The sequence below is a fragment of the Enterobacter bugandensis genome (assembly GCF_900324475.1).
GTDB classification, from domain to species: Bacteria; Pseudomonadota; Gammaproteobacteria; order Enterobacterales; family Enterobacteriaceae; genus Enterobacter; species Enterobacter bugandensis.
This window is the reverse complement of the sequence record NZ_LT992502.1, coordinates 437,803-462,808: the sequence shown is the minus strand read 5'-3', so window position 1 is coordinate 462,808 and position 25,006 is coordinate 437,803. Positions and strand designations below refer to the sequence as shown.

The following is a 25,006-nucleotide window of genomic DNA, read 5'->3' as shown; positions in this document are numbered from 1 at the left end:
GTTTTATCACTATTTTCCTCTCCCCGGGCGGAGAGAGGAAATAAGAAAAGTCGATTACAGGATTTCCAGCAGCTCGACTTCAAATACCAGGGTGCTGAATGGCGGGATGGACGCGCCAGCGCCACGCTCGCCGTAAGCCAGGTTGTGCGGGATGGTCAGTTCCCATTTGGAACCCACTGGCATCAGGGTCAGGGCTTCGATCCAGCCCGCAATTACGCCGTTGACCGGGAACTCAGCCGGTTCGCCGCGCGCCACGGAGCTGTCGAATACGGTACCGTCGATCAGCTTACCGGTATAGTGCACGCGAACGTGGTCGGTACGCGCCGGGATAGCGCCGTCGCCCTGGTTGATCACGCGGAACTGCAGGCCGGATTCGGTGCTGTTCACGCCTTCGCGCTCGCGGTTCTCTTCCAGATATTTCACGCCTTCGGCTGCCATCTCTTCGAAGCGCGCGCGACGCACAGCGTCAGCACGTTCGTGGATTTCACGCAGCGCACGATGCACAACGTCAACCGGAACGGCAGGCTGTTTGCCTTCCAGCGCATCAGCGATACCCGCCACCAGCGCTTCAGGTAACAGACCTTCCAGGCCGGATTCGCTCAGCTGCTGTCCTACCTGCAAGCCGATACCGTAACTTGCTTGCGCTTCGATAGTGTCAAAAGTCGGGGTGGTCATGGGTTTTCCTTCCATCACATTTAAAGTAGCGGGCAGCATATCAGCCATGCCCTTATGGGTAAAACTTTGTCTGAAGTTAAGGTGACAAACCGCGACGAAACAGAAACAATAGAGACAACCAGGATTAATCCAGAACTGATGTCACGGATGTCCGGTTTGCTACGTCGTTCAGGCAGTTAGCGAACTATACTTCGAAGCACAGGATATAAAAGACGCGGAGCAGGAGGAGAGCCATGCCCGGGCGATTTGAACTGAAACCTACCCTGGCGAAAATCTGGCAGGCGCCGGACAATTTTCGCATTATGGACCCGCTGCCTCCTCTGCACCGCAGGGGGATTATCATTGGTGCGCTGATGGTGATCGTGGGCTTCCTGCTTCCTTCCGGCGGTGATGATGTTGATACCGCGCCGGTCACCCGCAATGCGCAGCTGGATCTTCAGTCGCAAACGCGGCCGCAGCCTGACGCGCAGCCGATGCAGACGCAGCTGGTAACCCCGTCTAACGATCCGGGTCAGGTCGCGCCTGTTGAACCCGAACCCGTTCAGGATGAACAGGAGCAGACCGCAGCGCCGTCTGAGCCGCAAACCCAGCAGCCGACCGGCATCGAGCAACAGTGGCGTTCCTATCGCGTGGAGCCGGGCAAAACCCTGGCACAGCTTTTCCGCGACCACAACCTGCCGCCGACCGACGTGTATGCCATGGCAAAAGTGGAAGGCGCAGGTAAACCGCTGAGCAACTTACAGAACGGCCAGATGGTGCAGATTCGCCAGAACGCCAGCGGGGTGGTCACCGGGCTGACCATTGATACCGGAAATGGGCAGCAGGTGCTATTTACCCGCCAGCCGGACGGCAGTTTCATCAGAGCACGTTAATGGCGTATGCCGGGTAAGGCGAAGCCGCCACCCGGCACTTTTGTTCTCAGGCACTCCGTTTATTCACCCACCAGATCCCCGAGCAGACCAGCACCAGCGCAATCGCATATTTGATATCCAGAATATTTTCGCCGAGGAAAATGGCGGAAAGCACCGTCCCTGCAACAGGAATGACAAAGTTGAACGGAGCAATCATGCTTACCCGGTTCACTTTCAGCAGCGCGCTCCACAGGGCGAACGCCACCGATGAGAGCAGCGTCAGATACCCCAGCACCGCAACGGCCTTCATGCTGTGCACTTCCAGCGTTCCGCCCGTGGCATAACCTCCCGCAACCAGCGCAGCCCCGCCTATCGCCAGCTGCCAGCCGGTCATCACCGTTGGGTCGACGGTCTGGGAAATACGTTTCCCGTAAAGCGTGGCGGCAGAGAGAATAAAAGCCGCCAGCACCACAAAACCGTCGCCTTTCCAGATAAACTGGAAATCGCTTAACCCACTGTGAAAGTTCACCAGCATCACCCCGGCAAACCCAAGAATACAGCCCAGCGTTTTGTTATAGCTGAGTTTGTCATTGTGGTAGATAAAGTGCGCCAACAGTACGCTGAAGAAAGTCCCGGTGGCGTTCATGATTGAGCCGTTTACCCCCGTCGTGTAGGCCAGTCCTATATAGAAGAAAGTGTACTGAATGGTGGTCTGGGTCAGCCCGAGGATCGTGAGCTGGCCAAACTGCGCGGGCGTGAGCCTGCCAATCGGTTTGCGCTGGGCCAGCGCAAAGAGCAGCAGCAAGGCACCGGCAAACAGAAAACGGTATCCGGCAAAAACGACTTTGGACGGAATATCATCGGTCGCGATCTGAAAGAGTTCGTAGCCATTTTTAATGGCCGGGTACGAGCTCCCCCAAAGCAGGCAGCAGAGCGTGGCGCAGGCGTAGGCCACATGTCGACGGGCAAAGACGGGCGTGGGCAGAGCGGTATCCATGACAAATCTCATAAATAAAATTGCGTTTCAATTTATTATCAGAGAATGCGTCAGGAATAGCTACCATACGAGATAAAAAGAGAATTTCCGGTAGCCTTAAAAAAGCAAAACGCCGGCACAAGGCCGGCGCTTCGACGCGAGCAGAGTAAAAAATTACTCAGCTACAACGTTAACAACCAGTTTAGCGAACACTTCGCTGTGAACCTGGAAGTCAACTTCGTGCTCACCAGTGGTACGCAGAACGCCGTTCGGCATGCGAACTTCGCTCTTAGCCACTTTAACGCCTGCTGCAGTAACTGCATCAGCGATATCGCGGGTACCGATGGAACCGAACAGTTTACCTTCGTCGCCAGCTTTGGAAGCGATGGTAACAGTGCCCAGTGCGTTGATTGCTTCAGCGCGAGCGTTAGCAGCCGCCAGAACGTCAGCCAGTTTGGCTTCCAGTTCAGCGCGACGTGCTTCGAAAAACTCTACGTTTTTCTTAGTAGCTGGAACAGCTTTACCCTGTGGAACCAGGAAGTTACGAGCGTAGCCCGCTTTAACGTTAACCTGATCACCCAGGCTGCCCAGGTTTGCTACTTTATCAAGCAGAATAACTTGCATTACCTTATCCTCTTAAAGTCGTATTAATGGACCGTGCCCGATTACTGATGACGATCAGTGTACGGCAGCAGGGACAGGTAGCGAGCGCGTTTGATAGCGCGAGCCAGCTGACGCTGATATTTTGCACGAGTACCGGTGATACGGCTTGGGACAATCTTACCGCTTTCGGTGATGTAGTTTTTCAGCGTTGCGATATCTTTATAGTCGATCTCTTGAACGCCTTCCGCGGTGAAACGGCAGAACTTGCGACGACGGAAATAACGTGCCATATGGCTAGTCTCCAGTATCTATCAAATCAATCTGCTCGGCATGCAGAACCATTTTGCTCAGGCCGTTCTTTGCCTTGTGGCAAGAGATGAACCCCTGAACGATTACTGCGCTACCGACCGTTAAACTGTGAGTAATGGCCTGGTTTTCGTGTCCGCTAATAATAACGGGCATTTGGCACCACGCCTGCCGGTGAAACCCGGCTTCCTCTTGCACAGAACGATGCTCAAGCACGAACTGGCAATGCGGAATTCCTGATGGACTGACCTTTCGAAGGGGAGCCCTGCATACGATGCCGGACAACGCCAGACGGTTGGTCATCAGAAATTACTCTTCAGAATCCCCAGCATCAGAATCATCTGCGGTTTCGTTTGCGAAATCATCGCGACGCTCACGGCGCTCGTCTTTCGCTTTAACCATCGGAGATGCTTCGGTAACTGCGTTTTTGGTACGCATAACCATGCTGCGGATAACGGCATCGTTGAAGCGGAAGGTAGTTTCCAGCTCATCGATAACTTCCTGCGGCGCTTCAACGTTCATCAGAACGTAGTGTGCTTTGTGCAGTTTGTTGATCGGGTAAGCCAGCTGACGGCGGCCCCAGTCTTCCAGACGGTGGATCGTACCTTCTGCACCAGTGATGGCAGCAGAGTAACGCTCGATCATACCCGGAACCTGTTCGCTCTGGTCAGGATGGACCATAAAAACGATTTCGTAATGACGCATCGAATTGCTCCTTACGGATTATTCAGCCTCCTGTCTGGGTCAGCCGAGGCCCGGGGAGGCAAGGAACGTGTTAAAGGTCGGCTGAAAAATTGACGCGTCATAATACTTGCCCCCCCCAGGAAACTCAAGCTGATTGCACAAATAATTCGCACAAAGCGTAAAGCTGGTCTAAGTGGGTGATTTAAAATTAATCGCATCAGGAAGCGTTGTTTTTTTGAACAACTGCATCAGAAATGGTCACGCATCCCCGCCGGAGGAATGATTACACTTTAATCAGAGATCAGCTGAATTAAAGAAGGAGTATTCCCCTCACACAGCACGCAGTCGTGGAGCGCATATCATGAAAAAAATCGCAGTAGCCATAATGGCGGCGCTTTTGCTCAGTGCAAACGCGATGGCAGCCATCAAAATAGACGGCCGGCAGGCCAGAAACATGGATGATGTGCATAGCTTAGGCGTAATCTATATCAATCATAATTTCGCCACTGAAAGCGAAGCAGATCGGGCACTAAATGAAGAGACCGATGCCCAGGGCGCAACCTATTACCACGTGATGTTAACCCGTGAGCCCGGCAGCAACGGCAATATGCACGCCAGTGCAGATATCTACCGGTAACCTTTAACGCTAGCACCAGGAAAGCCAACAACGAGAACATAGCCATAATTGACGTTGCCCCCTGTCCGGGGGCTTTTTTTGTGAATGGCTCCGGAATACCACCGGTTACAACTGTTTTTCGGTATTCCAGAGCACTTATTCACTTCTTTCACTTCTGCCCGTAGTAGGCATTCGGGCCGTGCTTGCGCATGAAATGCTTGTTCATCAGGTAATCGTCAATGCCCTGAAGCTGTGGATTAATGTCGCGTGCAATCCACGCCATGCGCGCCACTTCCTCCATGACAACCGCATTATGAACGGCGTCGTGGACATCTTTTCCCCAGACGAACGGGCCGTGCTGATAGACCACAATACCCGGCGTATGCAGCGGTTCGCTTTCACCCAACGTTTCGATGATGACCTTTCCGGTGTTGAGCTCGTATTCGCCTTCCACTTCAGCCTGCGATAATGCCCGCGTGCAGGGGATGTCGCCGAAGAAGTAGTCTGCATGCGTCGTGCCCAGCGCCGGGATGGGCAACCCCGCCTGTGCCCAGGCGGTGGCGTGCGTGGAGTGGGTATGCACAACGCCACCCAGCGATGGATAACGCTGGTACAGCGCCAGATGGGTCGCCGTATCAGAAGAAGGACGCCATTTGCCCTCAACGACGTTTCCTTCGAGGTCGACCACCACCATATCGTCCGCTTTCATGGTTTCATACGCCACGCCGCTCGGCTTGATCACCACCAGACCTTGTTCACGGTCGATGGCGCTCACGTTGCCCCAGGTGAACGTTACCAGGCCATAGCGCGGCAGATCCATATTGGCCTCAAAGACCTGCTGTTTCAGCTTAAGCATGTTCAGCCTCCAGTAACCCCGCGCGCGCCATACGCTCGCGCACCCAGTCCCGCGCTTTTGCCACTTCCGCAGCCGGATCGTCTGACGTTTCGCTCCACATCTCAATCAGATAAGGCCCGCAATACCCTGTCTGTTTGAGCGTCTCGAAGCACCGTTCGAAATCCACCACCCCGGTGCCGAACGGTACGTTTTTAAACACGCCAGGGCGGGTATCTTTGACGTGCACCGCCACGATATGCCCGATGCCCGCCTGCAGCTCCATCTGCACGTCGTTATCCCAGGCCGACAGATTGCCGATATCCGGATAAAGCTGGAACCAGGGGTTATTCAGATAGTGCGCATAGCCCAGCGCCTTGCTGATGGAGTTCATCAACGGGTAGTCCATGATCTCCATCGCCAGCGTGACCTGCGCGCGGCTTGCCATCTCAACGCTCTCTTTCAGGCCGTCACGGAAACGACGGCGCGTTTCGTCGTTGGCTTCCTGATAGTAAACGTCGTAACCCGCCAGCTGGATCACGCGGATGCCGACATCCTGCGCAAAACGAATGGCTTTGCGCATGATCTCCAGCCCTTCAGCGCGTACGGCATCGTCTTCACTGCCGAGCGGGAAACGGCGGTGGGCGCTCAGACACATGGACGGCACGCGCACGCCGGTTTCGGCAATGGCGCCCACCAGCGCCAGGCGCTGCTCGCGACTCCAGTCGAGGCGAGAAAGGCGCACATCCGTCTCATCCACGGACATTTCGACAAAATCGAAACCCAGCTGTTTTGCCAGCCGTAACCGCTCCAGCCAGCACTCCCCTGCAGGGAGTGCCTTTTCATAGATGCCAAGCGGGACCTGTTTTGACAACATACCCGCTCCTTAACCCCAAAGCTGAGCGATTGAGCGTTTGAACTGACGCGCCGCTTCCACCGGAGATGCCGCGTCGCGAATGCTGCGGCCAGCGATAAAGACGTGAATAGGGATGCCCTGGAACAGCGGCAGATCTTCCAGCGCCAGGCCACCGGTGACGGTGACTTTGAAGCCCATATCCGCCAGACGCTTAATCGCGCTGATATCCGCTTCGCCCCACGCCACGCCTGCGGCTTGCGCATCGCGGCTGCGGTGATACACCACCTGCTGGATGCCCGCATCGCGCCACTCCTGCGCCTGCTCCCAGGTCCAGAAGCCGGTCAGTTCAATCTGCACGTCGCCGTTAAACTCTTTTGCCACGTCCAGCGCGCCTTTGGCGGTGTTGATATCCGCACAGCAGATCACGGTGACCCAGTCGGCGTTGGCTTCAAAGCACATGCGGGAAAGGATTTTGCCTGCGTCAGCAATCTTGGCATCCGCCAGCACGATTTTGTGCGGATAGAGCGCTTTCAGGTCACGAACGGCGCGCACGCCTTCGCCCACGCACAGAATGGTCCCCACTTCGATGATATCCACCTCTTCCGCAATCAGGCGGGTGGTTTCGTAAGCGTGAGACAGCGTCTGGTTATCCAGCGCAACTTGCAACATTGGTAATGACATGTTCAATTCCTCTTAAACGGCCGCCGCAGTGGCGTTATCAATTAAATCCAGCACTTCCTGCGCGGTGCGGCAGGCGCGTAAACGGTCAAAATTGGCTTCGTCATCAAACAGGTTGACGATCTGCATGATGCCCACCTCCTGGTGGGTGTTGGCATCAACGGCCGCCATGGTGATGAGAATGTCGACCGGGTCGTTATCTTCGTGGTTGAACACCAGCGGCGTTTTCAGGGTCACCAGCGCAAAACCGGTTTTCTTGACGCCCTCTTCCGGGCGGCCGTGCGGCATGGCCAGGCCCGGCGCAATCACGAAATAGGGGCCGTGCTGCGCCACGCCATCCAGAATGGCCTGGTAATAGCGCGGCTCGACAACGTCCGCTTTAACCAGCAGATCCACACTCAGCTTCACCGCTTCCTGCCAGGTGCTGGCGTCGGCCTGTAAAAGGATGGCGTTATTCTCTGCCAGCGAATCACGTAGTTTCATGTGGCGTCCTTACTTCACGTCTTGTGGGAAGTGCTCTTTGATCACTTCCAGCAGTTTTGGCCCGAAATCCGCAGGCGAGAGCATGTTGCGCACGCCTACCACATATTTGTTGCCCGACACGCTAATCTCACCGGCAATATGAGTTGAAGCGATGATGATGTCCGCGCCGTTCAGTTCACTTTTGTATTCACCCACTGCGCAGCTGTTCACCGTGTGGTCGATGTTTGACTGGGTCAAAAACTGGTCCACTTTCATCTTCATGATCATGGAGCTACCTTGCCCATTGCCACACACAGCCAGGATACGTACGGTCATAATCGAAACTCCTTAATGAGCAGACACTTCTGCTGTTTGTTTTTCCGCATCTTCTTCAGCTCGCAGCGAACGGCCAGCGAAGAACATATAAGCCAGAGCAATCAGGATGATGACGGCCATAAAGGCCAGACCGACGGAGGCAAAGCCCTGCATCATCGGTGGGGCCAGAATTGACCAGTCCGCCATGCCCATCCAGGCGCTCATACCGGTGAGCTTGACCGCCCACACGCAACCGAAGATTTCCACCATGCCCATCACCAGGCAGATCTTGAGCGCCGCGCGCCAGCCGCCGAAGTGGTTAGCAAACACACCAATGGTGGCGTTGGAGAAGAACATCGGGATAAAGCCAGGAATGATCAGGATTGAGGAGCCGCAGCCCACCAGGATGCCCACCGCAATCAGCTGGCCGATGGTGCCCCACATAAAGCCCCAGACGACGGCGTTTGGCGCAAAGCTATAGATAGCCGCACAGTCAATCGCCAGTACCGCACCAGGGATCAGGCGCTGAGAGATGCCGTTAAAGGCTTCCGACAGCTCGGCGACGAACATACGCACGCCCTGAGTGATGATGAAAATCGCTACCGCGAAGGAGAAACCGGTCTGCAGGATATAGACCGTCCAGTGGGTTTTACCCGCCATCGCCTGCACGACGTCAATGCCGAAAGAGAGCAGAATGGCGCCGAAAAAGAGGGTCATCACAATCGCGGTGGAGACGATGTTGTCGTGGAAGATATTCAACCAGCCAGGCAGTTTGAGGTCTTCGACACTCTCCTCTTTTTTGCCCAGGTACGGCGCAACTTTATAGGCAATCCAGGCGGCAAACTGCTGCTGGTGACCGATGGAGAAGCCACAGCCGTCGGTCACGATCTGCGTTGGCTTGTACATCATGTTGGAGGTGATACCCCAGTAGAGCGAGACCAGCACCGCGGTGCAGATAATCGTGGTCCACATTGGGTAACCGAAGATATAGAGAGAAACCGCGATCAGCCCCGCCTGCTGGAACATGATGTGCCCGGTGAGCATGATTGTGCGAATGCCGGTAATGCGGCGCAGGAGCACGTAAATGATGTTCAGCGCCAGCGCGAGTAGCACCGCATATCCCACCCAGCTATAGGCATCACCCATGCGATCGATGGTCGCCATCATTGAGGCGTAGGTATCAGAGATAGCGCCGTTGATGCCATACACTTCCGACATTTTGGCGACGACCGGCTTAAACGTACCGGTGAGAATGCCTGACCCCGCCTGCAACAGCATGAAACCGATAATGGTTTTGATGGTGCCTTTAATAATCACGCTGACGCTTTTGCGCAGCAGGATGTACCCCAGGCACGTCACGATACCCAGCAACAGCGGGGCGTTGGTCATTACCTGATTAAAGAAAACGGTAAAGACGTTGTAGAGGATCTCCATAACTCTCTCCAGAAATGAGAACACAAGGGGCAATCCCTGTGCGGTTGGTGCCATCACTCTATTAATCACAAATAATCACCACAAGATTGCATTTGATTATTTGTGACGCATCACGCAATTTATTTCCATGCTGTTAGTAATGATTTTCACTACCGCACCACAAAAATAAATTAATCCTTATAATTCATCAAATTAATGTTTAATGCAGGATAATCTAACAAGTAAAGAGTGGAGAGTCCGTGAAGTCGCGCAGATAAAATTCCGCATTTTGACCATTGCAAAGCACGTCAAATAGTGCCAGCATTAATCATAACGAATCACAATGTGACTACTTTTGATTAAACCAGGAGTCAAAACGATGAGTAAAGTGAAAACCATTACCCGTGAATCATGGATTCTGAGCACCTTTCCGGAGTGGGGTAGCTGGCTGAACGAAGAGATCGAGCAGGAACAGGTTGCTCCTGGCACGTTTGCAATGTGGTGGCTGGGCTGCACCGGTATCTGGCTGAAATCTGAAGGCGGCGCCAATATCTGCGTCGATTTCTGGTGCGGCACCGGCAAACAGAGCCACGGTAACCCGCTGATGAAAAAAGGCCACCAGATGCAGCGTATGGCCGGCGTGGAAAAGCTCCAGCCGAACCTGCGCACCACGCCGTTTGTGCTTGATCCTTTTGCCATTCGCCAGATCGATGCCGTGCTTTCTACTCACGATCACAACGACCATATCGACGTGAACGTGGCGGCAGCGGTGATGCAAAACTGCGCGGACGACGTACCGTTTATCGGGCCGCAAACCTGCGTAGATCTCTGGATTGGCTGGGGCGTGCCGAAAGAGCGCTGCATCGTGATGAAACCTGGCGACGTGGTGAAAATTAAAGACATTGAAATCCACGCGCTGGATGCCTTTGACCGTACCGCGCTGATTACCCTGCCGGCCGACCAGAAGGCTGCTGGGGTACTGCCAGACGGCATGGACGAGCGTGCGGTGAATTACCTGTTCAAGACGCCGGGCGGCTCCCTGTATCACAGCGGTGATTCCCACTACTCCAACTATTACGCGAAGCACGGCAACGAACATCAGATTGACGTGGCGCTGGGCTCGTACGGGGAAAACCCGCGCGGTATTACGGACAAAATGACCAGCGCCGATATGCTGCGCATGGCGGAAGCGCTCAACACCAAAGTAGTGATACCGTTCCACCACGATATCTGGTCAAACTTCCAGGCCGATCCGCAAGAGATCCGCGTGCTGTGGGAGATGAAAAAAGACCGCCTGAAGTACGGCTTCAAGCCCTTTATCTGGCAGGTAGGCGGCAAGTTCACCTGGCCGCTGGACAAAGACAATCTTGAGTATCACTACCCGCGCGGCTTCGATGATTGCTTCACCATTGAGCCAGATCTCCCGTTCAAATCCTTCCTCTGATTGTGAGGCCACATCGCCAGACCCTGTGTCTGGCGATTTCATATTTATTTTAGTAATTTCACGCTATTTCAAATATCATCTTTTCAAATCAATTCTTATCGGAATAGCTCATGACGGAAGCGCAACGGCATCAAATTTTACTGGAACTCCTGGCGCAAACAGGGTTTATCACCGTCGAGAAAGTGATCGAACGTTTAGGGATCTCCCCCGCCACCGCGCGGCGAGACATCAACAAGCTGGATGAGAGCGGCAAGCTGAAAAAAGTCCGCAACGGCGCAGAAGCCATCAGCCAGCAGCGTCCACGCTGGTCGCCGATGAATATTCATCAGGCGCAGAATCACGATGAAAAAGTACGGATTGCCAGAGCGGCATCACAGCTGGTGAACCCCGGTGAGAGCGTCGTCATCAACTGCGGCTCCACGGCGTTTTTGCTGGGCCGTGAAATGTGCGGCAAGCCGGTGCAAATCATTACCAACTATTTGCCGCTGGCTAACTACCTGATCGATCAGGAACATGAGAGCGTGGTGATCATGGGCGGCCAGTACAACAAAAGCCAGTCCATCACGCTCAGCCCGCAGGACAGCGAAAACAGTCTCTACGCCGGGCACTGGATGTTTACCAGCGGCAAAGGCCTGACCGCTGACGGCCTGTATAAAACCGATATGCTGACCGCGATGGCGGAACAAAACATGCTCAACGTGGTGGGCAAGCTCGTTGTGCTGGTCGACAGCAGCAAAGTCGGTGAACGCGCAGGCATGCTGTTCAGCCGCGCAGAACAGATCGACATGGTGATCACCGGCAAAGGGGCGAATCCCGAGATCCTCCAGAAGCTGGAAGATCAAGGGGTGAAAGTCCTGCGCGTTTAAAGATGCTTGCGGAAAAACGCCACCGTGGCGTCCAGCGCCGCTGGCGTGATGCGGTGGCGGACGCCTGTTTCCCACAAACAGGTCAGATTAGCGTCCAGTCCTTCATTCTTTAACGCCTGCTGCAGGCGGAAGGTTCCATCGGGCGGGACAACATCGTCCGCGTCACCGTGCCATAGCAGCAGCGGGCGATCGGCCAGGCGCGGCAATGCCCGGGTCACTTCCCACTCTGCCAGCATCGGCGTAATTTCCGTTAAATCCTGAGGGGGGAAAAGCGTCTTCGCCAGCGAGGTAAAATAGCCCGAGCCCATCAGACAGGCAACAGACCGCACGTCAGGATGATGCGTCATAATCCCCAGCGCCGTCATGCCACCCATGGACGCCCCGGCCACCGCCAGCCGATTATCGGCCACCAGCCCAGCCTCATAAAGCGCATCGCGCAGCCCGGCAAACTCGGTCAGGCTGCCGTGCAGAATGTGCCAGAACTGCCCCAGTCGCGCCCGCTCATTGCCCGTAAAGCGCGCGCCGTGGTCAGGCGCATCCGGCATTACCACGCGAAAACCTGCCTGAGCCAGCGCCACTGCAAAATAACTGTAAACCAGTTTCGATGAGGTAAACCCATGATAAAAAACCACAACAGGCAGCGATTTATCACGTTTCCCTGCCGGCACAGCGTGTAAAATTTCATGGTCGCCGAGATGGCGTATTTCAATTTCAATCATTGTCGACCCTGTACGAATGAATGATTCATAATGTTGAGAACTGGATTACGGTTTGACGCTATTTTCATTCGAAAATTACGTCCCAGATAACACTTCGGGAACATTCCCCCAAAACTAAATTCGCAGACAACTACACTATGGCTAACAGGAAACGAGATATGGTTATGCACAGGTTTGCTGCTTTATTGCTGGTGTTTCTGCTCAGCGGCTGTAGCGCACTGCAGGGTACACCGCAACCCGCTCCCCCGGTTGCCGATCATCCGCAGGAGATTCGTCGTAATCAGACGGAAGGATTACAGCGAATGGGCACCGTCTCCGCGCTCGTTCGCGGTTCGCCGGATGACGCAGAAGACGCAATAAAGGCACAAGCCGTCGCTGCCAAAGCAGATTATTACGTCATTATTATGATCGACGAAACCATCATAACGGGACAGTGGTATTCACAAGCCATTTTGTACCGGAAATAATGGTTTACCTTTGAACGACATTTACACTGCTTTGCGTCCATAGACATTTTCCTGTCCACAATAAACTCCATGCCAGCGACAAGGAATGGGAGTTTATTCGCGAAGGATTGCCCGGCGGATACCGGAAATATGTGAAATGGAGCTGACGATGAAACGAACTCTTGCTTTGACCTCTCTGTTGCTCTCTGCAGGCCTGGTGAGCACCACCGCGCAGTCAGCAGAATTCGCCAGTGCGGATTGCGTAACAGGTCTGAATGAAATAGGCCAGATCTCCGTCAATAACATTCCGGGGAGCCCGCAAGACGTTGAACGTATCGTGGCATTAAAGGCCGATGAACAGGGCGCGTCATGGTATCGCATCATCCAGATGCAGGAAGATAACCATATCGACCAGTGGCGGGTACAGGCCATTCTCTATGTATAAATCCTTCCTGATAAAAGCCACTTATTTTTAGTGGCTTTTCGTTTTTGCAAATTTTTTATCTAATTTAAAACCACTCTAAAACAATAAAATAACATTTTGTTACATTAATTCAGTAAACGTAATCTCCGCTCTGCCGTTGAAGAACCATACCTTTTCAATGATGAGCAATTTATGATCAATGTTTTCCGCCGTGCGGGCCTTGGAACAAAGCTGTCGCTGCTGACGGGCGTCAGTGTCGCCACGCTGTTTCTGCTTTTCACTTTCCTGCTCAGCCAAAAAGCCAGCCAGCAGCTTGAAGCCCTCGCGGTAGAAGATCTGCATAATCAGTCCACCGGTATGGTCGACATGGTGCAGATGTTTAATACCAGCCTGAGCGAAGAAGTCGAAAGCTACACCAGACTGTTTACGACATTTCTGCCCCAGCCGTTTAGCGTCGATACTCAGCAGACCCGGACCATAAACGGGCTCGCCGTTCCCCTGCTGAAAGGTGGCGACGCTGAACTCCATGAAAATACAACGTTTTCTGATGATTTTCTGAGCCGTACGGGAGCGATCTCAACGCTGTTTGTTCGCAGCGGTAACGACTTCATTCGCGTTGCCACCTCCCTGCGCAAAGAGAATGGCGATCGCGCTATGGGGACGGTTCTGGACACGAGCAGCCCGGCGTTTGCCTCCGTCACGAAAGGCGAGGTGTACCGCGGCCTGGCGCTCCTGTTTGGCAAGCGCTACATAACCCAGTACCAGCCCGTGAAGAACAGTGAAGGTCAGGTTATCGGGATCATCTTCGTTGGGGTGGATATCACTCACTCCTGGAATGTCATGCGCGAGAAAATCCTCAACCGCCGCCTGGGCGAGAGCGGGCACTTCTTCGTGCTGGACCGCAGCAACGGCAAAACGCGCGGTCAGTATCTGTTCCACGCCAGCGAAGAGGGAAAACTGCCGAAGTGGGATAGCGCCACCCAACAGCAGCTGTTGAGCGATTCCTCAGGCTCGCTGGAACGCGTAAGCGACGACGGTCGCACGCTGAAAATGGCCTATACGCCGCTGCCCGGCTGGAACTGGACCATCGTCGGTGAAGTGGATAAATCAGTCCTGCTCTCAAGCGTTAACGCTATGCGCGACCGTTTCCTGCTGGCCGGCGTAGCGTTGTCTGTCCTCTTCGCGGGCCTGTTTGTGGTGCTTATTCGCCGGATGCTGACCCGTCCGCTGCGTAACGTGATTGACCTTGCCCGCCAGTATGCCGCGGGCGATTTACGCTCCAGCCTGCCCGTGACCCGCCAGGATGAGGTTGGCCAGCTGGTTGAAGCCATTAACGGTATCGGTGATGGGCTACAAAAAATTGTCCTGCAGGTCCGCGAGGCCGCGGGCGAGATCCATCTGGGCACCAATGCGCTGGCCTCCGATACCGGAGACATCTCCGAGCAGATCAACAAGCAGGCCAGCAGCGTTGAAGAGACCTCCGCCAGCATGGAGCAACTGGCCGCGACCGTGCAGCAAAATGCCGCCAACATGGAGCAAACGCAGCAGCTGGTAGGTGAAACCTCGCGCGCGGTTCATCAGGGTGGTGAAACGGTGACCCATGCGGTTGCCACCATGGACGATATTCGCGAAGCGTCAAAACGTATCGAAGACATCACCCGCGTGATCGAGTCCATCGCGTTCCAGACTAATATTCTGGCGCTGAATGCGGCGGTAGAAGCGGCACGCGCAGGCGAGCATGGAAAAGGATTTGCCGTGGTCGCGCAGGAAGTTCGCGCCCTGGCAGGTCGAAGCGCCAACGCGGTGAAGGAGATTGAACATCTGATTGGCGATACCCTGCGAAAAGTGGGCGAAGGCCACGCGCTGTCTGAACAGACGCGTCTGGCGATGGATTCCATCATCGTTCATATCGACAACATCAGCCAGCTGGTCACGGAGATTAACCACGCGTCACGCGAGCAGTCCGCGGGGATCGGCCAGGTCAATCTTGCCATGACCCACATTGGCGAAGCGTCGCATATCAATGCCGATCGCATCTCACGCAGCGAGCAAACCGCACGCACGCTGCGCGAGAAAGGGTCACACCTTACCCAACTGGTCAGCCTGTTCCAGCTTAAACGCTAGCCAACCCTGCCCGTGGCGCGCAGCAGCAGATCGCTTTGCACCTGCTCATTCATGAGCGTACCGCCACGGGTATCCAGCATCATGCGGCACCACGCCTGCGCCACGGGCGGCGATGCGTGCCGCAGCATCTGGCTGCCGGCCCCCAGCAAAAAGAGCTGCTGAGCGATCTCCCTCCCCTGCGCCTCCTGCGGTTTACGCAGCTTTTGCTGAAGCTGCCGCCAGCTGCGGTCAAAGTGTCTGTCCTGTCCTTTGACCTGGGCAAACTCGTCGGCAAGCAGGTCGTGGATACCTGGCTGCTTCGCCAGCACCCGCAGCACGTCCAGGCACATGATATTGCCCGATCCTTCCCAGATGCTGTTCACCGGCATCTCGCGATACAGGCGTGGAAGTTCATTCTCCTCGCAGTACCCGCCCCCGCCGAGTGCCTCCATCGCCTCCGCCACGAACGGAATGCCCGCTTTGCACACGCTGAATTTTGCGGCCGGGGTAAAAAGCCGCGCCCAGGCGGCCTCCTGCGGGTCGGTGCGGTTATCCCACGCCCGGGCCAGACGGAACAACAGCGCCGTATGCCCCTCCAGCACCAGCGCCATACGGCTTAGCACTTCACGCATTAGCGGCTGATCGATAAGATTTTTGCCGAAGGTCTGACGCTGATGGGCGTGGTACAGCGCCACGGAAAGCGCCCGGCGCATTAGCCCGTGGCTGCCCAGCGCACAGTCGAAGCGCGTCAGCCCGCCCATCTTCAGGATTTGCCGCACGCCTTCTCCCTCTTCACCCAGCAGCCAACCGGAGGCATCGAGGAACTCCGCCTCGCTGCTGGCGTTCGAGCGGTTGCCGAGCTTGTCTTTCAGACGTTCCAGCCGTACGGCGTTGCGCTGTCCGTCGGGTAAGAAACGCGGGACAAAGAAGCAGGACAAACCGCCTTTCGCCTGCGCCAGCACCAGATGCGCATCGCTCTGCGGCACGGAGAAAAACCACTTGTGGCCCACCAGTCGGTAGCTGCCGTCGCTGCATTTTTCCGCTCTGGTGGTGTTGCTGAGCACGTCCGAGCCGCCCTGCTTTTCCGTCATTCCCATGCCGATCAGCAGGCCGCGCTTTTGCCCACCCGGCGCGAGATGGGGATCGTAACGGTCGCTCATCAGCGGCGTTAACCATTCATGAAACGGTTTGGGCAGCGACTGCTGCAACAGCGGCGTGGCGGCGAAGGTCATGGTCACCGGGCATAACGTCCCCGCTTCTACCTGAGCATGGAGTACGAAGCGCGCGGCCCTGGCGACGAAAGAACCTTTTCGTGCCTCTTCCTCCCATGCCAGATTATGTACCCGGTTAGCGCAGAGCCCCTGCATCAGCAGGTGCCATGCCGGATGAAAGCGAACGTCATCCAGCCGCTCACCCGTGGGGTCGTAGCGTAATAGCTCCGGCGGATTCACGTTCGCCAGCCTGCCCAGCTCCAGCGACTCCGCCGTGCCTAACTGCTGTCCGATGCTGGCAAGAAGATCCATATCCCACTCGGCACCCTCGCGCGCAACCGCGTCGCGCAGGGCGCAGTCAGAGAGGAAAAGGTTGCTGTTAGAGAGTGGGGCTGGTTGATTAAAAACGGTATGGGTCTGCCAGTGCATGCTGTCTCCCTCCTTCAGTGGCAATGAAGGTAAGTATGGACAGACCGTATGAACGCTGCATGGGAGTGAGGTCACACGATGGCGATCCCGCTGATATCATTCGTGAAATAGCTCACAGAACATAAGAATAAACTATTTCATTACTTCGCTTATGTTGAATAATTTATTCTTAACCCGTCTTTGTGAGAATCGTTATGCAACAGGATGCGCACAAGCGTGCATTAATTGCAGGCTCCATTGGTAACTTTATCGAGTGGTATGAGTTTGCGGTCTACGGTTTTCTGGCGACCGTGATTGCGAAGAACTTCTTCCAGCTTGAGGGAGAGGCGGGACTGACCAGTCTGATCCTCACCTGGGCCTCGTTTGCCATTGCCTTCTTCTTCCGTCCGCTGGGTGCGGTGGTATTTGGCCGCATTGGTGACAGGATAGGCCGAAAACCGACGCTGATTATTGTGCTGGTGCTAATGACGCTCGCCACCACGGCCATCGGCATCGTGCCCGTCTACGCCAGCATCGGCATTGCTGCGCCGCTGATCGTTACGCTGCTGCGCATCCTACAGGGCCTGTTCGCGGGCGGCGAGTACGGCGGTGCGGTCTCACTGATGACGGAATTCGCCCCGCGCGGCAAGCGCGGTCTGTACGGCGCGTGGCAGTCCTTTACCGTGGCGCTTGGGCTGCTAGCAGGCGCAGGTATTGTCGCGCTGCTCTCTGCCCTCCTCACGCCTGAAGCCCTGCACGACTGGGGCTGGCGCATTCCATTCTTCCTTGCCCTGCCGATGGGCGTGGTCGCGCTTTGGCTGCGGGTGAGCATGGAAGAGACGCCGAGCTTTGTGCAGCAGAAGGAAAAAGCGGTCATTGCTCAGGCCAGTACTTCCGCCACGCTCAAAACCATCCTGATGGGCATTGGCCGCGTGATGGTCTGGTCCGCGGCGGGGTATACCTACCTCGTGATCATGCCGACCTATCTGCAGTCGGCGCTGCACACCGGGTTTAATCAGGCGCTGCTGATAGCGGTGATTTCTAACATTGGGTTTGCGCTCACCATCATTCCGTCGGGAATGCTGAGCGACAGGATCGGGCGGCGAACGGTGATGATTATGGGCACCGTGCTCCTGCTGATCCTCGCCCTGCCGCTGCTGAAAATTTTGCAGGCGGAGTCCAGTACGATGGCGGTCAAAGCGATTGTGGTGCTGATTGCGGGCGGTCTGGTGGGGATGCTGGCAGGGCCGGGGCCGGCGATGCTGTCTGAGATGTTCCCGACGCGCGTGCGCTATACGGGACTGGGGCTGGCCTATTCGTTATCAAACGCGATTTTTTCGGGCTGTGCGGGGTTAATTATTACCGGGCTGATTAAGCAGACGGGCAACCTGGACATTCCGGCCTATTACGTGATGGCAACGGCGGTGGTGAGTATTTTCGCGCTGATGACGCTCAGGAAGGATGACCATTTACGGTCGTTAGAGGAGTGAGGTTGTCACCGTCTGGTGCCCTCACCCCGGCCCTCTCCCATGTACAGTCCGGGGACATGGTAGACAGGTGTTCGGGGACATGGTGAACACTTTTTAACATCCTTTACCCATGGTGATCGACTTTTTCTTCAGGTCGATCACCCCCACTTTCGTGCTGTACCACCACACTTCATAGCAGCCGTCATCCTGCGTCTCCCTCAGCCCGACCCGTTCTCCCCTGAACGCCTTGCCTGCGCTCAGACTGACACCCTGTATGCTCAGCTTTCCGCTGACATCCACTTTCCTGACCTTCACCCCTTCATCGTACTCAGGTGGCGTTACGCTGCCGCTGTACTGCCGGGCAGACGGCTGATAACGCGAGGCCGGTACCGCCATATCCAGCGCCTCGTGCGGGCGTTCAAGGTTGTACACCGTGCGCCAGTGATCGAAAGCGCGTTGCAGCTCTCCGCTGTCCGCGAACCATTTTCCCTGCAGCACTTCCGCCTTCAGGCTGCGGTGAAAACGCTCCAGCTTGCCCTGCGTCTGCGGATGATAAGGCCGGGAGTGCCCCACCCGGATACCGTGGCGCATCAGCCACAGCTCCAGCGCCGTCCAGGTGCCGGTGGTGTCGCCCCACGGTGAGCCGTTGTCCATCGTCATCCTGTCCGGCAGGCCGTAGCGTTCAAACGCGCTGACCAGCTGCTGCTGCACGGTCTCGCGCCGTTCATCGGTACAGTGCGCCAGGCACAGGGAAAAACGGGAGTGGTCGTCCAGCAGGGTGAGCGGATGGCAGCGGCCACCGCCAAAGGGAAAGTGACCCTTAAAATCCATCTGCCAGAGCCGGTTCGGCGCGTCATGTTCGAAGCGTCCCGTAGCCGGAACGCCCGGTGATGCGCCCGGCAGCAGACCGTGACGGGCCATCAGATTATGGACGGTGCTGAAGGCGGGCATACGGTGCCCCTGGTCTTCAAGCCAGCGCTTAATCTTGCGGGCGCCCCAGCGTTGATGACGGTCATGCGCCATGCGCAGCAGGGCCGTGATGTCGTCAGATGAGCGGTTCGGGGAATGATGAGGTGCGCGGGAGCGGTCCTGAAGACCGGAGGCACCTTCCTCAGCCCAGCGCTGAAGCCACTTGTAGCCGGTGGCAGGAGAAATGCCGAACTGACGGCAGAGGAAACGGATGTTCGCCCCGTCCTGCGAGGCGAACAGTACAAACTCGGTACGTAATGACATGGTATCTCTCGCATCCCAGGGCATAAGTGACTCCATAAACGGGTTCTTATGCCTCAGTTGTAAGTGTCTACCATGTCCCCGAACAAGTGTTCACTATGTCCCCGGACCGTACACCCACGGGGAGAGGGAGAAAACACTAAAGGCCGTCCTTTGGACGGCCTTGCTGTTTATTCTCCGCGCTGGCGCACCGCTTCAAACAGGCAGATACCCGTTGCAACGGAAACGTTCAGAGACGACACGCTGCCCGCCATCGGGATGCTGATCAGCTCGTCGCAGTGCTCGCGCGTCAGGCGACGCATGCCTTCACCTTCCGCCCCCATCACCAGCGCCAGACGGCCGGTCATTTTGCTCTGATACAGAGTATGATCCGCTTCGCCCGCGGTACCGACGATCCAGATATTTTCTTCCTGCAGCAGACGCATGGTGCGCGCCAGGTTGGTCACGCGGATCAGCGGAACGTTTTCCGCCGCGCCGCAGGCCACTTTCTTCGCCGTCGCGTTCAGTTGCGCGGAGCGATCTTTCGGCACGATCACCGCATGCACGCCCGCCGCATCCGCGCTGCGCAGACACGCGCCGAGGTTGTGCGGATCGGTTACGCCATCGAGGATCAGGAAGAACGGATTCTCCAACTCAGCAATCAGATCCGGCAGATCGTTTTCCTGATACTGACGGCCCGGCTTCACGCGGGCAATGATCCCCTGGTGCACCGCGCCTTCGCTTTTCTCATCCAGGAACTGGCGGTTCGCCAGCTGGATCACCACGCCCTGCGCTTCCAGCGCGTGGATCAGCGGCATCAGACGTTTGTCTTCACGACCTTTCAGAATAAACACTTCCTGAAAACGCTCCGGTGCGCGCTCGAGAAGGGCCTGCACCGCGTGGATGCCGTAAATCATTTCACTCATTGATGGTTCTCGTAATAAGTATTTCCCCTCTCCCGGTTGGGGAGAGGGTCAGGGTGAGGGGAGAATTATTCCGCCTGCTTTTTCTTGGCTGCGCGCTTCGCTTTTGTCGCGGCAGCGATTTTCTGCGTCTTCGCGGAAGGCTTTTTCGCTGAGCGAGCCTCTTTCTTCGCCGCCTTTGGCTTCTGTTTCTTCTCGCCGCGGAACGCGCTGTCCGGCTCGAAGTTTACCTTTTTGCCCGCCTGGCGACGTTTACCGCTCGCTTTGCCGTTTCCGCCTTTTTTCGCCCTTTCACGCTCGGTTTTACCGACGTTACGCGGCGCGCGCTCGCTGGAGATCAGGCTGAAGTCGATTTTACGGTCGTCCATATTCACTGCTTCGACCTTCACTTCCACGCGATCGCCCAGACGGTAGGTCTGGCCGCCTGATTCGCCAATCAGACGCTGACCGACCTGGTCGAAGCGGTAGTAGTCATTATCCAGGCTGGAGACGTGCACCAGACCGTCGATAAACAGCTCATCCAGACGAACGAAGAACCCAAAGCCGGTCACGCTGGCAATCACGCCCTTAAAGACGTTGCCCACCTGATCCAGCATAAAGTCACACTTCAGCCAGTCCGCCACGTCGCGCGTCGCTTCATCCGCACGGCGCTCGGTCATGGAACAGTGCTGACCCAGTTGCAGCACTTCGTCCATGGAGTAGTGATAGCCGCCGGTTTCGGTCGTGTTGCCTTTGTGGCCCTGCTCCTGCGCCAGCAGATACTTGATCGCGCGGTGCAGTGACAGATCCGGATAGCGACGGATCGGCGAGGTAAAGTGCGCGTAAGACTGCAGCGCCAGGCCGAAGTGCCCCCGGTTTTCCGGATCGTAAATCGCCTGCTTCATGGAGCGCAGCAGCATCGTCTGCAGCATTTCTGCGTCAGGACGGTCGCTAATGGATTCCAGCAGTTCAGCGTAATCGCGTGGCTCAGGCTTATTACCGCCAGGCAGCTCCAGGCCGAGCTCAGCCAGCACGGAGCGGAACGAAGTAATGGCTTCCGTGGTCGGCTTATCGTGAATACGGAACAGCGCAGGCTCTTTGGCTTTCTCAACGAAGCGTGCCGCCGAGATATTCGCCAGAATCATACACTCTTCGATCAGCTTGTGCGCATCGTTACGCTGGGTCTGTTCGATACGCTCAATGCGGCGCTCGGCGTTGAAGATAAACTTCGCTTCTTCGCTCTCAAAGGAGATCCCGCCGCGCTCTTCGCGCGCCTGCTCCAGCGTTTTGTAGAGGTTATGCAGCTCTTCAATGTGTTTAACCAGCGGTGCGTACTGCTCGCGAAGGTCCTGGTCGCCCTGCAGCATATGCCAGACCTTGGTATAGGTCAGACGCGCGTGCGAGCTCATTACCGCTTCGTAGAATTTGTAGCCCGTTAAGCGCCCTTTGGTGGAGATGGTCATCTCACATACCATACAGAGACGGTCAACCTGCGGGTTTAGGGAGCACAGGCCGTTGGAGAGCACTTCCGGCAGCATCGGTACCACCTGCGACGGGAAGTAGACCGACGTACCACGGCTGCGCGCTTCGTTATCCAGCGGCGTGTGCGGACGCACGTAGTAGCTTACGTCAGCGATAGCCACCCACAGACGCCAGCCGCCGCCGCGTTTTTTCTCGCAGTAGACCGCGTCATCGAAGTCGCGGGCGTCTTCACCATCAATGGTGACCAGCGGCAGACTGCGGAGATCCACACGGCCCGCTTTGGACTCTTCCGGTACTTCTTCGCGCAGGTTTTCGATCTGCTCTTCGACCGCTTTCGGCCAGACGTACGGAATTTCATGGGTACGCAGCGCCATATCGACGGCCATGCCGGTGCCCATGTTATCGCCCAGCACTTCGACGATTTTACCGACCGCTTTGGTGCGACGGGTCGGACGCTGGGTGAGTTCAACCACCACCACAAAGCCCATACGCGCGCCCATCACCTCTTCAGGTGGGATCAGAATATCGAAGCTCAGACGGCTGTCGTCCGGCACCACGAAGCCTACGCCCGCATCGGTAAAGTAGCGGCCCACAATCTGGCTGGTTTTTGGCACCAGCACGCGAACCACGCGTGCTTCGCGGCGGCCTTTACGGTCTGCACCCAGCGGCTGCGCCAGGATCTGGTCGCCGTGGATGCACATTTTCATCTGTTCGGATGAGAGGTAAAGGTCGTCCTTACGGCCTTCCACACGCAGGAAGCCAAAGCCATCGCGGTGACCAATGACGGTCCCTTTCAGCAGATCGAGGCGTTCCGGCAGCGCGTAGCACTGGCGGCGGGTAAAGACCAGCTGGCCGTCGCGCTCCATCGCGCGCAGGCGGCGGCGAAGGGCTTCAATTTGCTCTTCACCTTCAATATTTAATTCAACGGCAAGTTCTTCACGATTGGCAGGTTTTTCGCGTTTTGTTAAGTGTTCAATGATGAACTCGCGGCTGGGGATAGGATTCGCGTATTTTTCGGCTTCGCGTTCCTGGAAAGGATCTTGTGACATGTCGGTTCCTCCGTTGTCAGCTCCGGTGGAAATTTTCTTCATTCCACCAGCAATAATTTATAAAGCGGTTGATTCTCTTCAACCAAATCGGCCAGCGTGTAGTTATCCAGTTCCTTGAGAAAACTTTGCACGGCCTTAGAAAGCGCCTGTTTCAGGCGGCAAGCGGGCGTAATGTGGCAGAACGCGCTGCTGCAGTTCACCAGAGACAAGGGCTCCAGCTCGCGTACCACATCCCCGATACGAATACTCTGTGCCGGTTTACCAAGACGGATCCCTCCATTCTTCCCGCGGACGGCAGCAACGTATCCGGCACGGCTAAGTTGATTGATTATTTTGACCATATGATTACGGGATACACCGTATACCTCTGTCACTTCAGAGATACTGGTCATCTTCCCTTCGGGTAACGACGCCATGTAAATCAGCGCGCGTAAGCCGTAATCGGTGAAACTTGTTAACTGCACATCAACCTCAGGAAAAAGGGAAAACGCGGTTAAACCGCAGAGATATTCATTAATGATGATAAACCAGCCAGATAGTTAGCGGCTAATTTATTTGACAGACGGGGCGAAAAAGCGGAGATCCAGGAGCGGTCGCCGGTTGGCGCTACGCTTATCCGGCCTACGGGTCTCCCCGCAGGCCAGCAGTCACGAAGATTATGCGTCGAACGGGTCGCGCAGGATCATCGTTTCAGTACGATCCGGGCCGGTAGAAATAATATCGATCGGCACTTCGGTCAGTTCTTCAATGCGCTTGATGTAATCCAGCGCCGCCTGCGGCAGGCCGCTACGCTCTTTCACACCGAAGGTGGTCTCAGACCAGCCCGGCATGGTTTCGTAGATTGGCTCAATGCCTTCCCAGTCGTCAGCAGCCAGCGGAGTGGTGGTCACTTCGCGGCCATCTGGCATACGGTAACCTACGCAGATTTTCACTTCTTTCAGGCCGTCCAGCACGTCCAGCTTGGTCAGGCAGAAGCCAGACAGGGAGTTGATCTGCACTGCGCGACGCACGGCAACCGCATCCAGCCAGCCGGTACGACGACGACGACCGGTGGTCGCGCCAAACTCGTTACCCTGCTTGCACAGGAACTCGCCGGTTTCATCAAACAGTTCGGTCGGGAATGGACCCGCACCCACGCGAGTGGAGTACGCTTTGATGATACCCAGAACGTAATCCACATAACGTGGACCCAGGCCAGAGCCGGTCGCTACGCCACCCGCGGTGGTGTTAGAAGAAGTAACGTACGGATAGGTACCGTGGTCGATGTCCAGCAGCGTACCCTGCGCACCTTCGAACATGACGAAATCGCCACGCTTGCGCGCCTGGTCCAGCAGATCGGACACATCAACAACCATACCGGTCAGAATGTCTGCAATCGCCATGACGTCATCCAGCACTTTCTGGTAGTCAACAGCGTCAGCTTTGTAGAAGTTCACCAGCTGGAAGTTGTGATATTCCATCACTTCTTTCAGTTTTTCAGCGAAGGTCGCTTTGTCGAAGAGGTCACCGACGCGCAGACCGCGACGTGCAACTTTATCTTCGTAAGCCGGGCCGATACCACGACCGGTGGTGCCGATCGCTTTCGCGCCACGCGCTTTTTCACGCGCCACGTCCAGCGCCACGTGATAGTCCAGGATCAGCGGGCAGGCTTCGGAGAGCAGCAGACGCTCACGAACAGGGATACCACGGTCTTCCAGACCTTTCATCTCTTTCATCAGCGCAGCAGGAGACAGCACAACGCCGTTACCGATGATGCTGGTGACGTTTTCGCGAAGAATGCCTGATGGAATAAGATGGAGGACGGTTTTTTCACCGTTGATTACGAGAGTATGGCCTGCGTTGTGACCGCCCTGGTAGCGTACAACATATTTAGCCCGTTCAGTCAGAAGATCGACAATCTTCCCTTTACCTTCGTCACCCCATTGGGTGCCCAGTACGACGACGTTGTTACCCATTTTTTTCAAAATCACCGTTTGCTTAAAAATGGATTCTACCATCGCTTTTTCA

The 25,006-nt window shown here is 56.0% G+C and carries 27 protein-coding genes; 8 read left to right on the top strand and 19 right to left on the bottom strand.

The window, feature by feature from the left end:
* Nucleotides 1–54: 54 nt before the first annotated feature.
* Nucleotides 55–675, bottom strand: a complete 621-nt coding sequence (gene fklB, locus DG357_RS02270) for an FKBP-type peptidyl-prolyl cis-trans isomerase (protein ID WP_008502892.1) — start codon at nucleotides 673–675, stop codon at nucleotides 55–57.
* 233 nt (nucleotides 676–908) lie between these two features.
* Here fklB and DG357_RS02265 point away from each other — a divergent pair, with 233 nt between their 5' ends.
* A complete protein-coding gene (locus DG357_RS02265) occupies nucleotides 909–1,547 on the top strand; it encodes an OapA family protein (RefSeq protein WP_088204689.1) in 639 nt (212 codons plus the stop codon).
* A gap of 46 nt (nucleotides 1,548–1,593) precedes the next feature.
* Here DG357_RS02265 and DG357_RS02260 read toward each other — a convergent pair whose 3' ends face one another.
* From DG357_RS02260 to rpsF, 5 genes are all read right to left on the bottom strand, one after another.
* Entirely contained in the window at nucleotides 1,594–2,523 is a 930-nt protein-coding gene (locus DG357_RS02260; RefSeq protein WP_063437233.1) for a DMT family transporter, read from the bottom strand.
* A gap of 153 nt (nucleotides 2,524–2,676) precedes the next feature.
* Nucleotides 2,677–3,126: a 50S ribosomal protein L9 gene (gene rplI, locus DG357_RS02255; RefSeq protein ID WP_006810372.1), complete on the bottom strand. Its 450-nt coding sequence runs from the start codon at nucleotides 3,124–3,126 to the stop codon at nucleotides 2,677–2,679.
* A 41-nt stretch (nucleotides 3,127–3,167) separates the two neighbouring features.
* Nucleotides 3,168–3,395 carry a 30S ribosomal protein S18 gene (gene rpsR / locus DG357_RS02250; protein ID WP_000135199.1) on the bottom strand — a complete coding sequence of 76 codons (228 nt, stop codon included), beginning with the start codon at nucleotides 3,393–3,395 and terminating at the stop codon, nucleotides 3,168–3,170.
* A 4-nt stretch (nucleotides 3,396–3,399) separates the two neighbouring features.
* The gene (gene priB, locus DG357_RS02245) at nucleotides 3,400–3,714 is read right to left on the bottom strand and encodes a primosomal replication protein N (protein ID WP_028015270.1); all 315 of its coding nucleotides are present in this window, start codon (nucleotides 3,712–3,714) and stop codon (nucleotides 3,400–3,402) included.
* 6 nt (nucleotides 3,715–3,720) lie between these two features.
* Nucleotides 3,721–4,116 carry a 30S ribosomal protein S6 gene (gene rpsF / locus DG357_RS02240; protein ID WP_014068637.1) on the bottom strand — a complete coding sequence of 132 codons (396 nt, stop codon included), beginning with the start codon at nucleotides 4,114–4,116 and terminating at the stop codon, nucleotides 3,721–3,723.
* Between the two features lie 340 nt (nucleotides 4,117–4,456).
* On the opposite strand from rpsF, the gene yjfY reads away from it, so the two are divergent.
* The gene (gene yjfY, locus DG357_RS02235) at nucleotides 4,457–4,732 is read left to right on the top strand and encodes a DUF1471 family protein YjfY (protein ID WP_041911476.1); all 276 of its coding nucleotides are present in this window, start codon (nucleotides 4,457–4,459) and stop codon (nucleotides 4,730–4,732) included.
* A 148-nt stretch (nucleotides 4,733–4,880) separates the two neighbouring features.
* Here the strand turns inward: yjfY and DG357_RS02230 are convergent, their stop codons facing one another.
* From DG357_RS02230 to ulaA, 6 genes are read right to left on the bottom strand one after another with little or no spacing between them, the layout of a single operon-like run.
* Nucleotides 4,881–5,567, bottom strand: coding sequence for an L-ribulose-5-phosphate 4-epimerase (locus DG357_RS02230; protein WP_088204690.1), 687 nt, complete (start codon nucleotides 5,565–5,567; stop codon nucleotides 4,881–4,883).
* Nucleotides 5,560–6,420, bottom strand: a complete 861-nt coding sequence (locus DG357_RS02225) for an L-ribulose-5-phosphate 3-epimerase (protein WP_063154916.1) — start codon at nucleotides 6,418–6,420, stop codon at nucleotides 5,560–5,562. Before DG357_RS02225 ends, DG357_RS02230 begins: the two co-directional genes overlap by 8 nt.
* A 9-nt stretch (nucleotides 6,421–6,429) precedes the next feature.
* Nucleotides 6,430–7,080, bottom strand: coding sequence for a 3-keto-L-gulonate-6-phosphate decarboxylase UlaD (gene ulaD / locus DG357_RS02220; protein ID WP_023334265.1), 651 nt, complete (start codon nucleotides 7,078–7,080; stop codon nucleotides 6,430–6,432).
* A 12-nt stretch (nucleotides 7,081–7,092) separates the two neighbouring features.
* A complete protein-coding gene (gene ulaC / locus DG357_RS02215) occupies nucleotides 7,093–7,560 on the bottom strand; it encodes a PTS ascorbate transporter subunit IIA (protein WP_045259633.1) in 468 nt (155 codons plus the stop codon).
* A gap of 9 nt (nucleotides 7,561–7,569) precedes the next feature.
* Nucleotides 7,570–7,875: a PTS ascorbate transporter subunit IIB gene (gene ulaB / locus DG357_RS02210; protein WP_003856022.1), complete on the bottom strand. Its 306-nt coding sequence runs from the start codon at nucleotides 7,873–7,875 to the stop codon at nucleotides 7,570–7,572.
* Nucleotides 7,876–7,887: 12 nt separating this feature from the next.
* Complete coding sequence (ulaA, locus tag DG357_RS02205; protein ID WP_063437231.1) at nucleotides 7,888–9,288, bottom strand: PTS ascorbate transporter subunit IIC; 1,401 nt, start codon at nucleotides 9,286–9,288, stop codon at nucleotides 7,888–7,890.
* A 358-nt stretch (nucleotides 9,289–9,646) separates the two neighbouring features.
* Between ulaA and ulaG the strand changes: the two genes are divergently transcribed.
* Complete coding sequence (ulaG, locus tag DG357_RS02200; RefSeq protein ID WP_006810379.1) at nucleotides 9,647–10,711, top strand: L-ascorbate 6-phosphate lactonase; 1,065 nt, start codon at nucleotides 9,647–9,649, stop codon at nucleotides 10,709–10,711.
* Nucleotides 10,712–10,821: 110 nt separating this feature from the next.
* On the top strand, nucleotides 10,822–11,577 hold the full coding sequence (gene ulaR / locus DG357_RS02195) for an HTH-type transcriptional regulator UlaR (protein ID WP_024907324.1): 756 nt from the start codon (nucleotides 10,822–10,824) through the stop codon (nucleotides 11,575–11,577).
* Here the strand turns inward: ulaR and yjfP are convergent.
* Nucleotides 11,574–12,296, bottom strand: a complete 723-nt coding sequence (gene yjfP / locus DG357_RS02190) for an esterase (RefSeq protein ID WP_048957686.1) — start codon at nucleotides 12,294–12,296, stop codon at nucleotides 11,574–11,576. The two genes, ulaR and yjfP, sit on opposite strands and share 4 nt — an antisense overlap.
* A 137-nt stretch (nucleotides 12,297–12,433) precedes the next feature.
* Between yjfP and bsmA the strand changes: the two genes are divergently transcribed.
* The 3 genes from bsmA to DG357_RS02175 all read left to right on the top strand — a co-directional run bounded on the left by bsmA (nucleotide 12,434) and on the right by DG357_RS02175 (nucleotide 15,290).
* On the top strand, nucleotides 12,434–12,763 hold the full coding sequence (gene bsmA / locus DG357_RS02185) for a biofilm peroxide resistance protein BsmA (protein ID WP_028015263.1): 330 nt from the start codon (nucleotides 12,434–12,436) through the stop codon (nucleotides 12,761–12,763).
* Nucleotides 12,764–12,899: 136 nt separating this feature from the next.
* On the top strand, nucleotides 12,900–13,187 hold the full coding sequence (gene yjfN, locus DG357_RS02180) for a DUF1471 family protease activator YjfN (RefSeq protein ID WP_032644956.1): 288 nt from the start codon (nucleotides 12,900–12,902) through the stop codon (nucleotides 13,185–13,187).
* Between the two features lie 171 nt (nucleotides 13,188–13,358).
* Nucleotides 13,359–15,290: a methyl-accepting chemotaxis protein gene (locus DG357_RS02175; RefSeq protein WP_048957687.1), complete on the top strand. Its 1,932-nt coding sequence runs from the start codon at nucleotides 13,359–13,361 to the stop codon at nucleotides 15,288–15,290.
* Here DG357_RS02175 and DG357_RS02170 read toward each other — a convergent pair.
* The gene (locus DG357_RS02170) at nucleotides 15,287–16,909 is read right to left on the bottom strand and encodes an isovaleryl-CoA dehydrogenase (RefSeq protein WP_088204691.1); all 1,623 of its coding nucleotides are present in this window, start codon (nucleotides 16,907–16,909) and stop codon (nucleotides 15,287–15,289) included. The two genes, DG357_RS02175 and DG357_RS02170, sit on opposite strands and share 4 nt — an antisense overlap.
* Nucleotides 16,910–17,103: 194 nt before the next feature.
* On the opposite strand from DG357_RS02170, the gene DG357_RS02165 reads away from it, so the two are divergent.
* A complete protein-coding gene (locus tag DG357_RS02165; protein WP_088204692.1) occupies nucleotides 17,104–18,378 on the top strand; it encodes an MFS transporter in 1,275 nt (424 codons plus the stop codon).
* A gap of 93 nt (nucleotides 18,379–18,471) precedes the next feature.
* On the opposite strand, the gene DG357_RS02160 is transcribed toward DG357_RS02165, so the two are convergent.
* From DG357_RS02160 to DG357_RS02140, 5 genes are all read right to left on the bottom strand, one after another.
* Complete coding sequence (locus tag DG357_RS02160) at nucleotides 18,472–19,614, bottom strand: IS481 family transposase (RefSeq protein ID WP_028013617.1); 1,143 nt, start codon at nucleotides 19,612–19,614, stop codon at nucleotides 18,472–18,474.
* A 143-nt stretch (nucleotides 19,615–19,757) separates the two neighbouring features.
* Nucleotides 19,758–20,492: a 23S rRNA (guanosine(2251)-2'-O)-methyltransferase RlmB gene (gene rlmB / locus DG357_RS02155; protein WP_028015258.1), complete on the bottom strand. Its 735-nt coding sequence runs from the start codon at nucleotides 20,490–20,492 to the stop codon at nucleotides 19,758–19,760.
* Nucleotides 20,493–20,557: 65 nt separating this feature from the next.
* Nucleotides 20,558–22,999: a ribonuclease R gene (gene rnr / locus DG357_RS02150; protein ID WP_047364108.1), complete on the bottom strand. Its 2,442-nt coding sequence runs from the start codon at nucleotides 22,997–22,999 to the stop codon at nucleotides 20,558–20,560.
* A gap of 38 nt (nucleotides 23,000–23,037) precedes the next feature.
* Nucleotides 23,038–23,463, bottom strand: coding sequence for a nitric oxide-sensing transcriptional repressor NsrR (gene nsrR / locus DG357_RS02145; RefSeq protein ID WP_028015256.1), 426 nt, complete (start codon nucleotides 23,461–23,463; stop codon nucleotides 23,038–23,040).
* Between the two features lie 192 nt (nucleotides 23,464–23,655).
* Complete coding sequence (locus tag DG357_RS02140; RefSeq protein ID WP_006178975.1) at nucleotides 23,656–24,954, bottom strand: adenylosuccinate synthase; 1,299 nt, start codon at nucleotides 24,952–24,954, stop codon at nucleotides 23,656–23,658.
* Nucleotides 24,955–25,006: the final 52 nt, after the last annotated feature.

Bases quoted from the DNA above. Each gene is read 5' to 3' on its own strand.
- fklB (WP_008502892.1), bottom strand. From the start codon at position 675: ATGACCACCCCGACTTTTGACACTATCGAAGCGCAAGCAAGTTACGGT.
- DG357_RS02265 (WP_088204689.1), top strand. From the start codon at position 909: ATGCCCGGGCGATTTGAACTGAAACCTACCCTGGCGAAAATCTGGCAG.
- DG357_RS02260 (WP_063437233.1), bottom strand. From the start codon at position 2,523: ATGGATACCGCTCTGCCCACGCCCGTCTTTGCCCGTCGACATGTGGCC.
- rplI (WP_006810372.1), bottom strand. From the start codon at position 3,126: ATGCAAGTTATTCTGCTTGATAAAGTAGCAAACCTGGGCAGCCTGGGT.
- rpsR (WP_000135199.1), bottom strand. From the start codon at position 3,395: ATGGCACGTTATTTCCGTCGTCGCAAGTTCTGCCGTTTCACCGCGGAA.
- priB (WP_028015270.1), bottom strand. From the start codon at position 3,714: ATGACCAACCGTCTGGCGTTGTCCGGCATCGTATGCAGGGCTCCCCTT.
- rpsF (WP_014068637.1), bottom strand. From the start codon at position 4,116: ATGCGTCATTACGAAATCGTTTTTATGGTCCATCCTGACCAGAGCGAA.
- yjfY (WP_041911476.1), top strand. From the start codon at position 4,457: ATGAAAAAAATCGCAGTAGCCATAATGGCGGCGCTTTTGCTCAGTGCA.
- DG357_RS02230 (WP_088204690.1), bottom strand. From the start codon at position 5,567: ATGCTTAAGCTGAAACAGCAGGTCTTTGAGGCCAATATGGATCTGCCG.
- DG357_RS02225 (WP_063154916.1), bottom strand. From the start codon at position 6,420: ATGTTGTCAAAACAGGTCCCGCTTGGCATCTATGAAAAGGCACTCCCT.
- ulaD (WP_023334265.1), bottom strand. From the start codon at position 7,080: ATGTCATTACCAATGTTGCAAGTTGCGCTGGATAACCAGACGCTGTCT.
- ulaC (WP_045259633.1), bottom strand. From the start codon at position 7,560: ATGAAACTACGTGATTCGCTGGCAGAGAATAACGCCATCCTTTTACAG.
- ulaB (WP_003856022.1), bottom strand. From the start codon at position 7,875: ATGACCGTACGTATCCTGGCTGTGTGTGGCAATGGGCAAGGTAGCTCC.
- ulaA (WP_063437231.1), bottom strand. From the start codon at position 9,288: ATGGAGATCCTCTACAACGTCTTTACCGTTTTCTTTAATCAGGTAATG.
- ulaG (WP_006810379.1), top strand. From the start codon at position 9,647: ATGAGTAAAGTGAAAACCATTACCCGTGAATCATGGATTCTGAGCACC.
- ulaR (WP_024907324.1), top strand. From the start codon at position 10,822: ATGACGGAAGCGCAACGGCATCAAATTTTACTGGAACTCCTGGCGCAA.
- yjfP (WP_048957686.1), bottom strand. From the start codon at position 12,296: ATGATTGAAATTGAAATACGCCATCTCGGCGACCATGAAATTTTACAC.
- bsmA (WP_028015263.1), top strand. From the start codon at position 12,434: ATGGCTAACAGGAAACGAGATATGGTTATGCACAGGTTTGCTGCTTTA.
- yjfN (WP_032644956.1), top strand. From the start codon at position 12,900: ATGGAGCTGACGATGAAACGAACTCTTGCTTTGACCTCTCTGTTGCTC.
- DG357_RS02175 (WP_048957687.1), top strand. From the start codon at position 13,359: ATGATCAATGTTTTCCGCCGTGCGGGCCTTGGAACAAAGCTGTCGCTG.
- DG357_RS02170 (WP_088204691.1), bottom strand. From the start codon at position 16,909: ATGCACTGGCAGACCCATACCGTTTTTAATCAACCAGCCCCACTCTCT.
- DG357_RS02165 (WP_088204692.1), top strand. From the start codon at position 17,104: ATGCAACAGGATGCGCACAAGCGTGCATTAATTGCAGGCTCCATTGGT.
- DG357_RS02160 (WP_028013617.1), bottom strand. From the start codon at position 19,614: ATGCCCTGGGATGCGAGAGATACCATGTCATTACGTACCGAGTTTGTA.
- rlmB (WP_028015258.1), bottom strand. From the start codon at position 20,492: ATGAGTGAAATGATTTACGGCATCCACGCGGTGCAGGCCCTTCTCGAG.
- rnr (WP_047364108.1), bottom strand. From the start codon at position 22,999: ATGTCACAAGATCCTTTCCAGGAACGCGAAGCCGAAAAATACGCGAAT.
- DG357_RS02140 (WP_006178975.1), bottom strand. From the start codon at position 24,954: ATGGGTAACAACGTCGTCGTACTGGGCACCCAATGGGGTGACGAAGGT.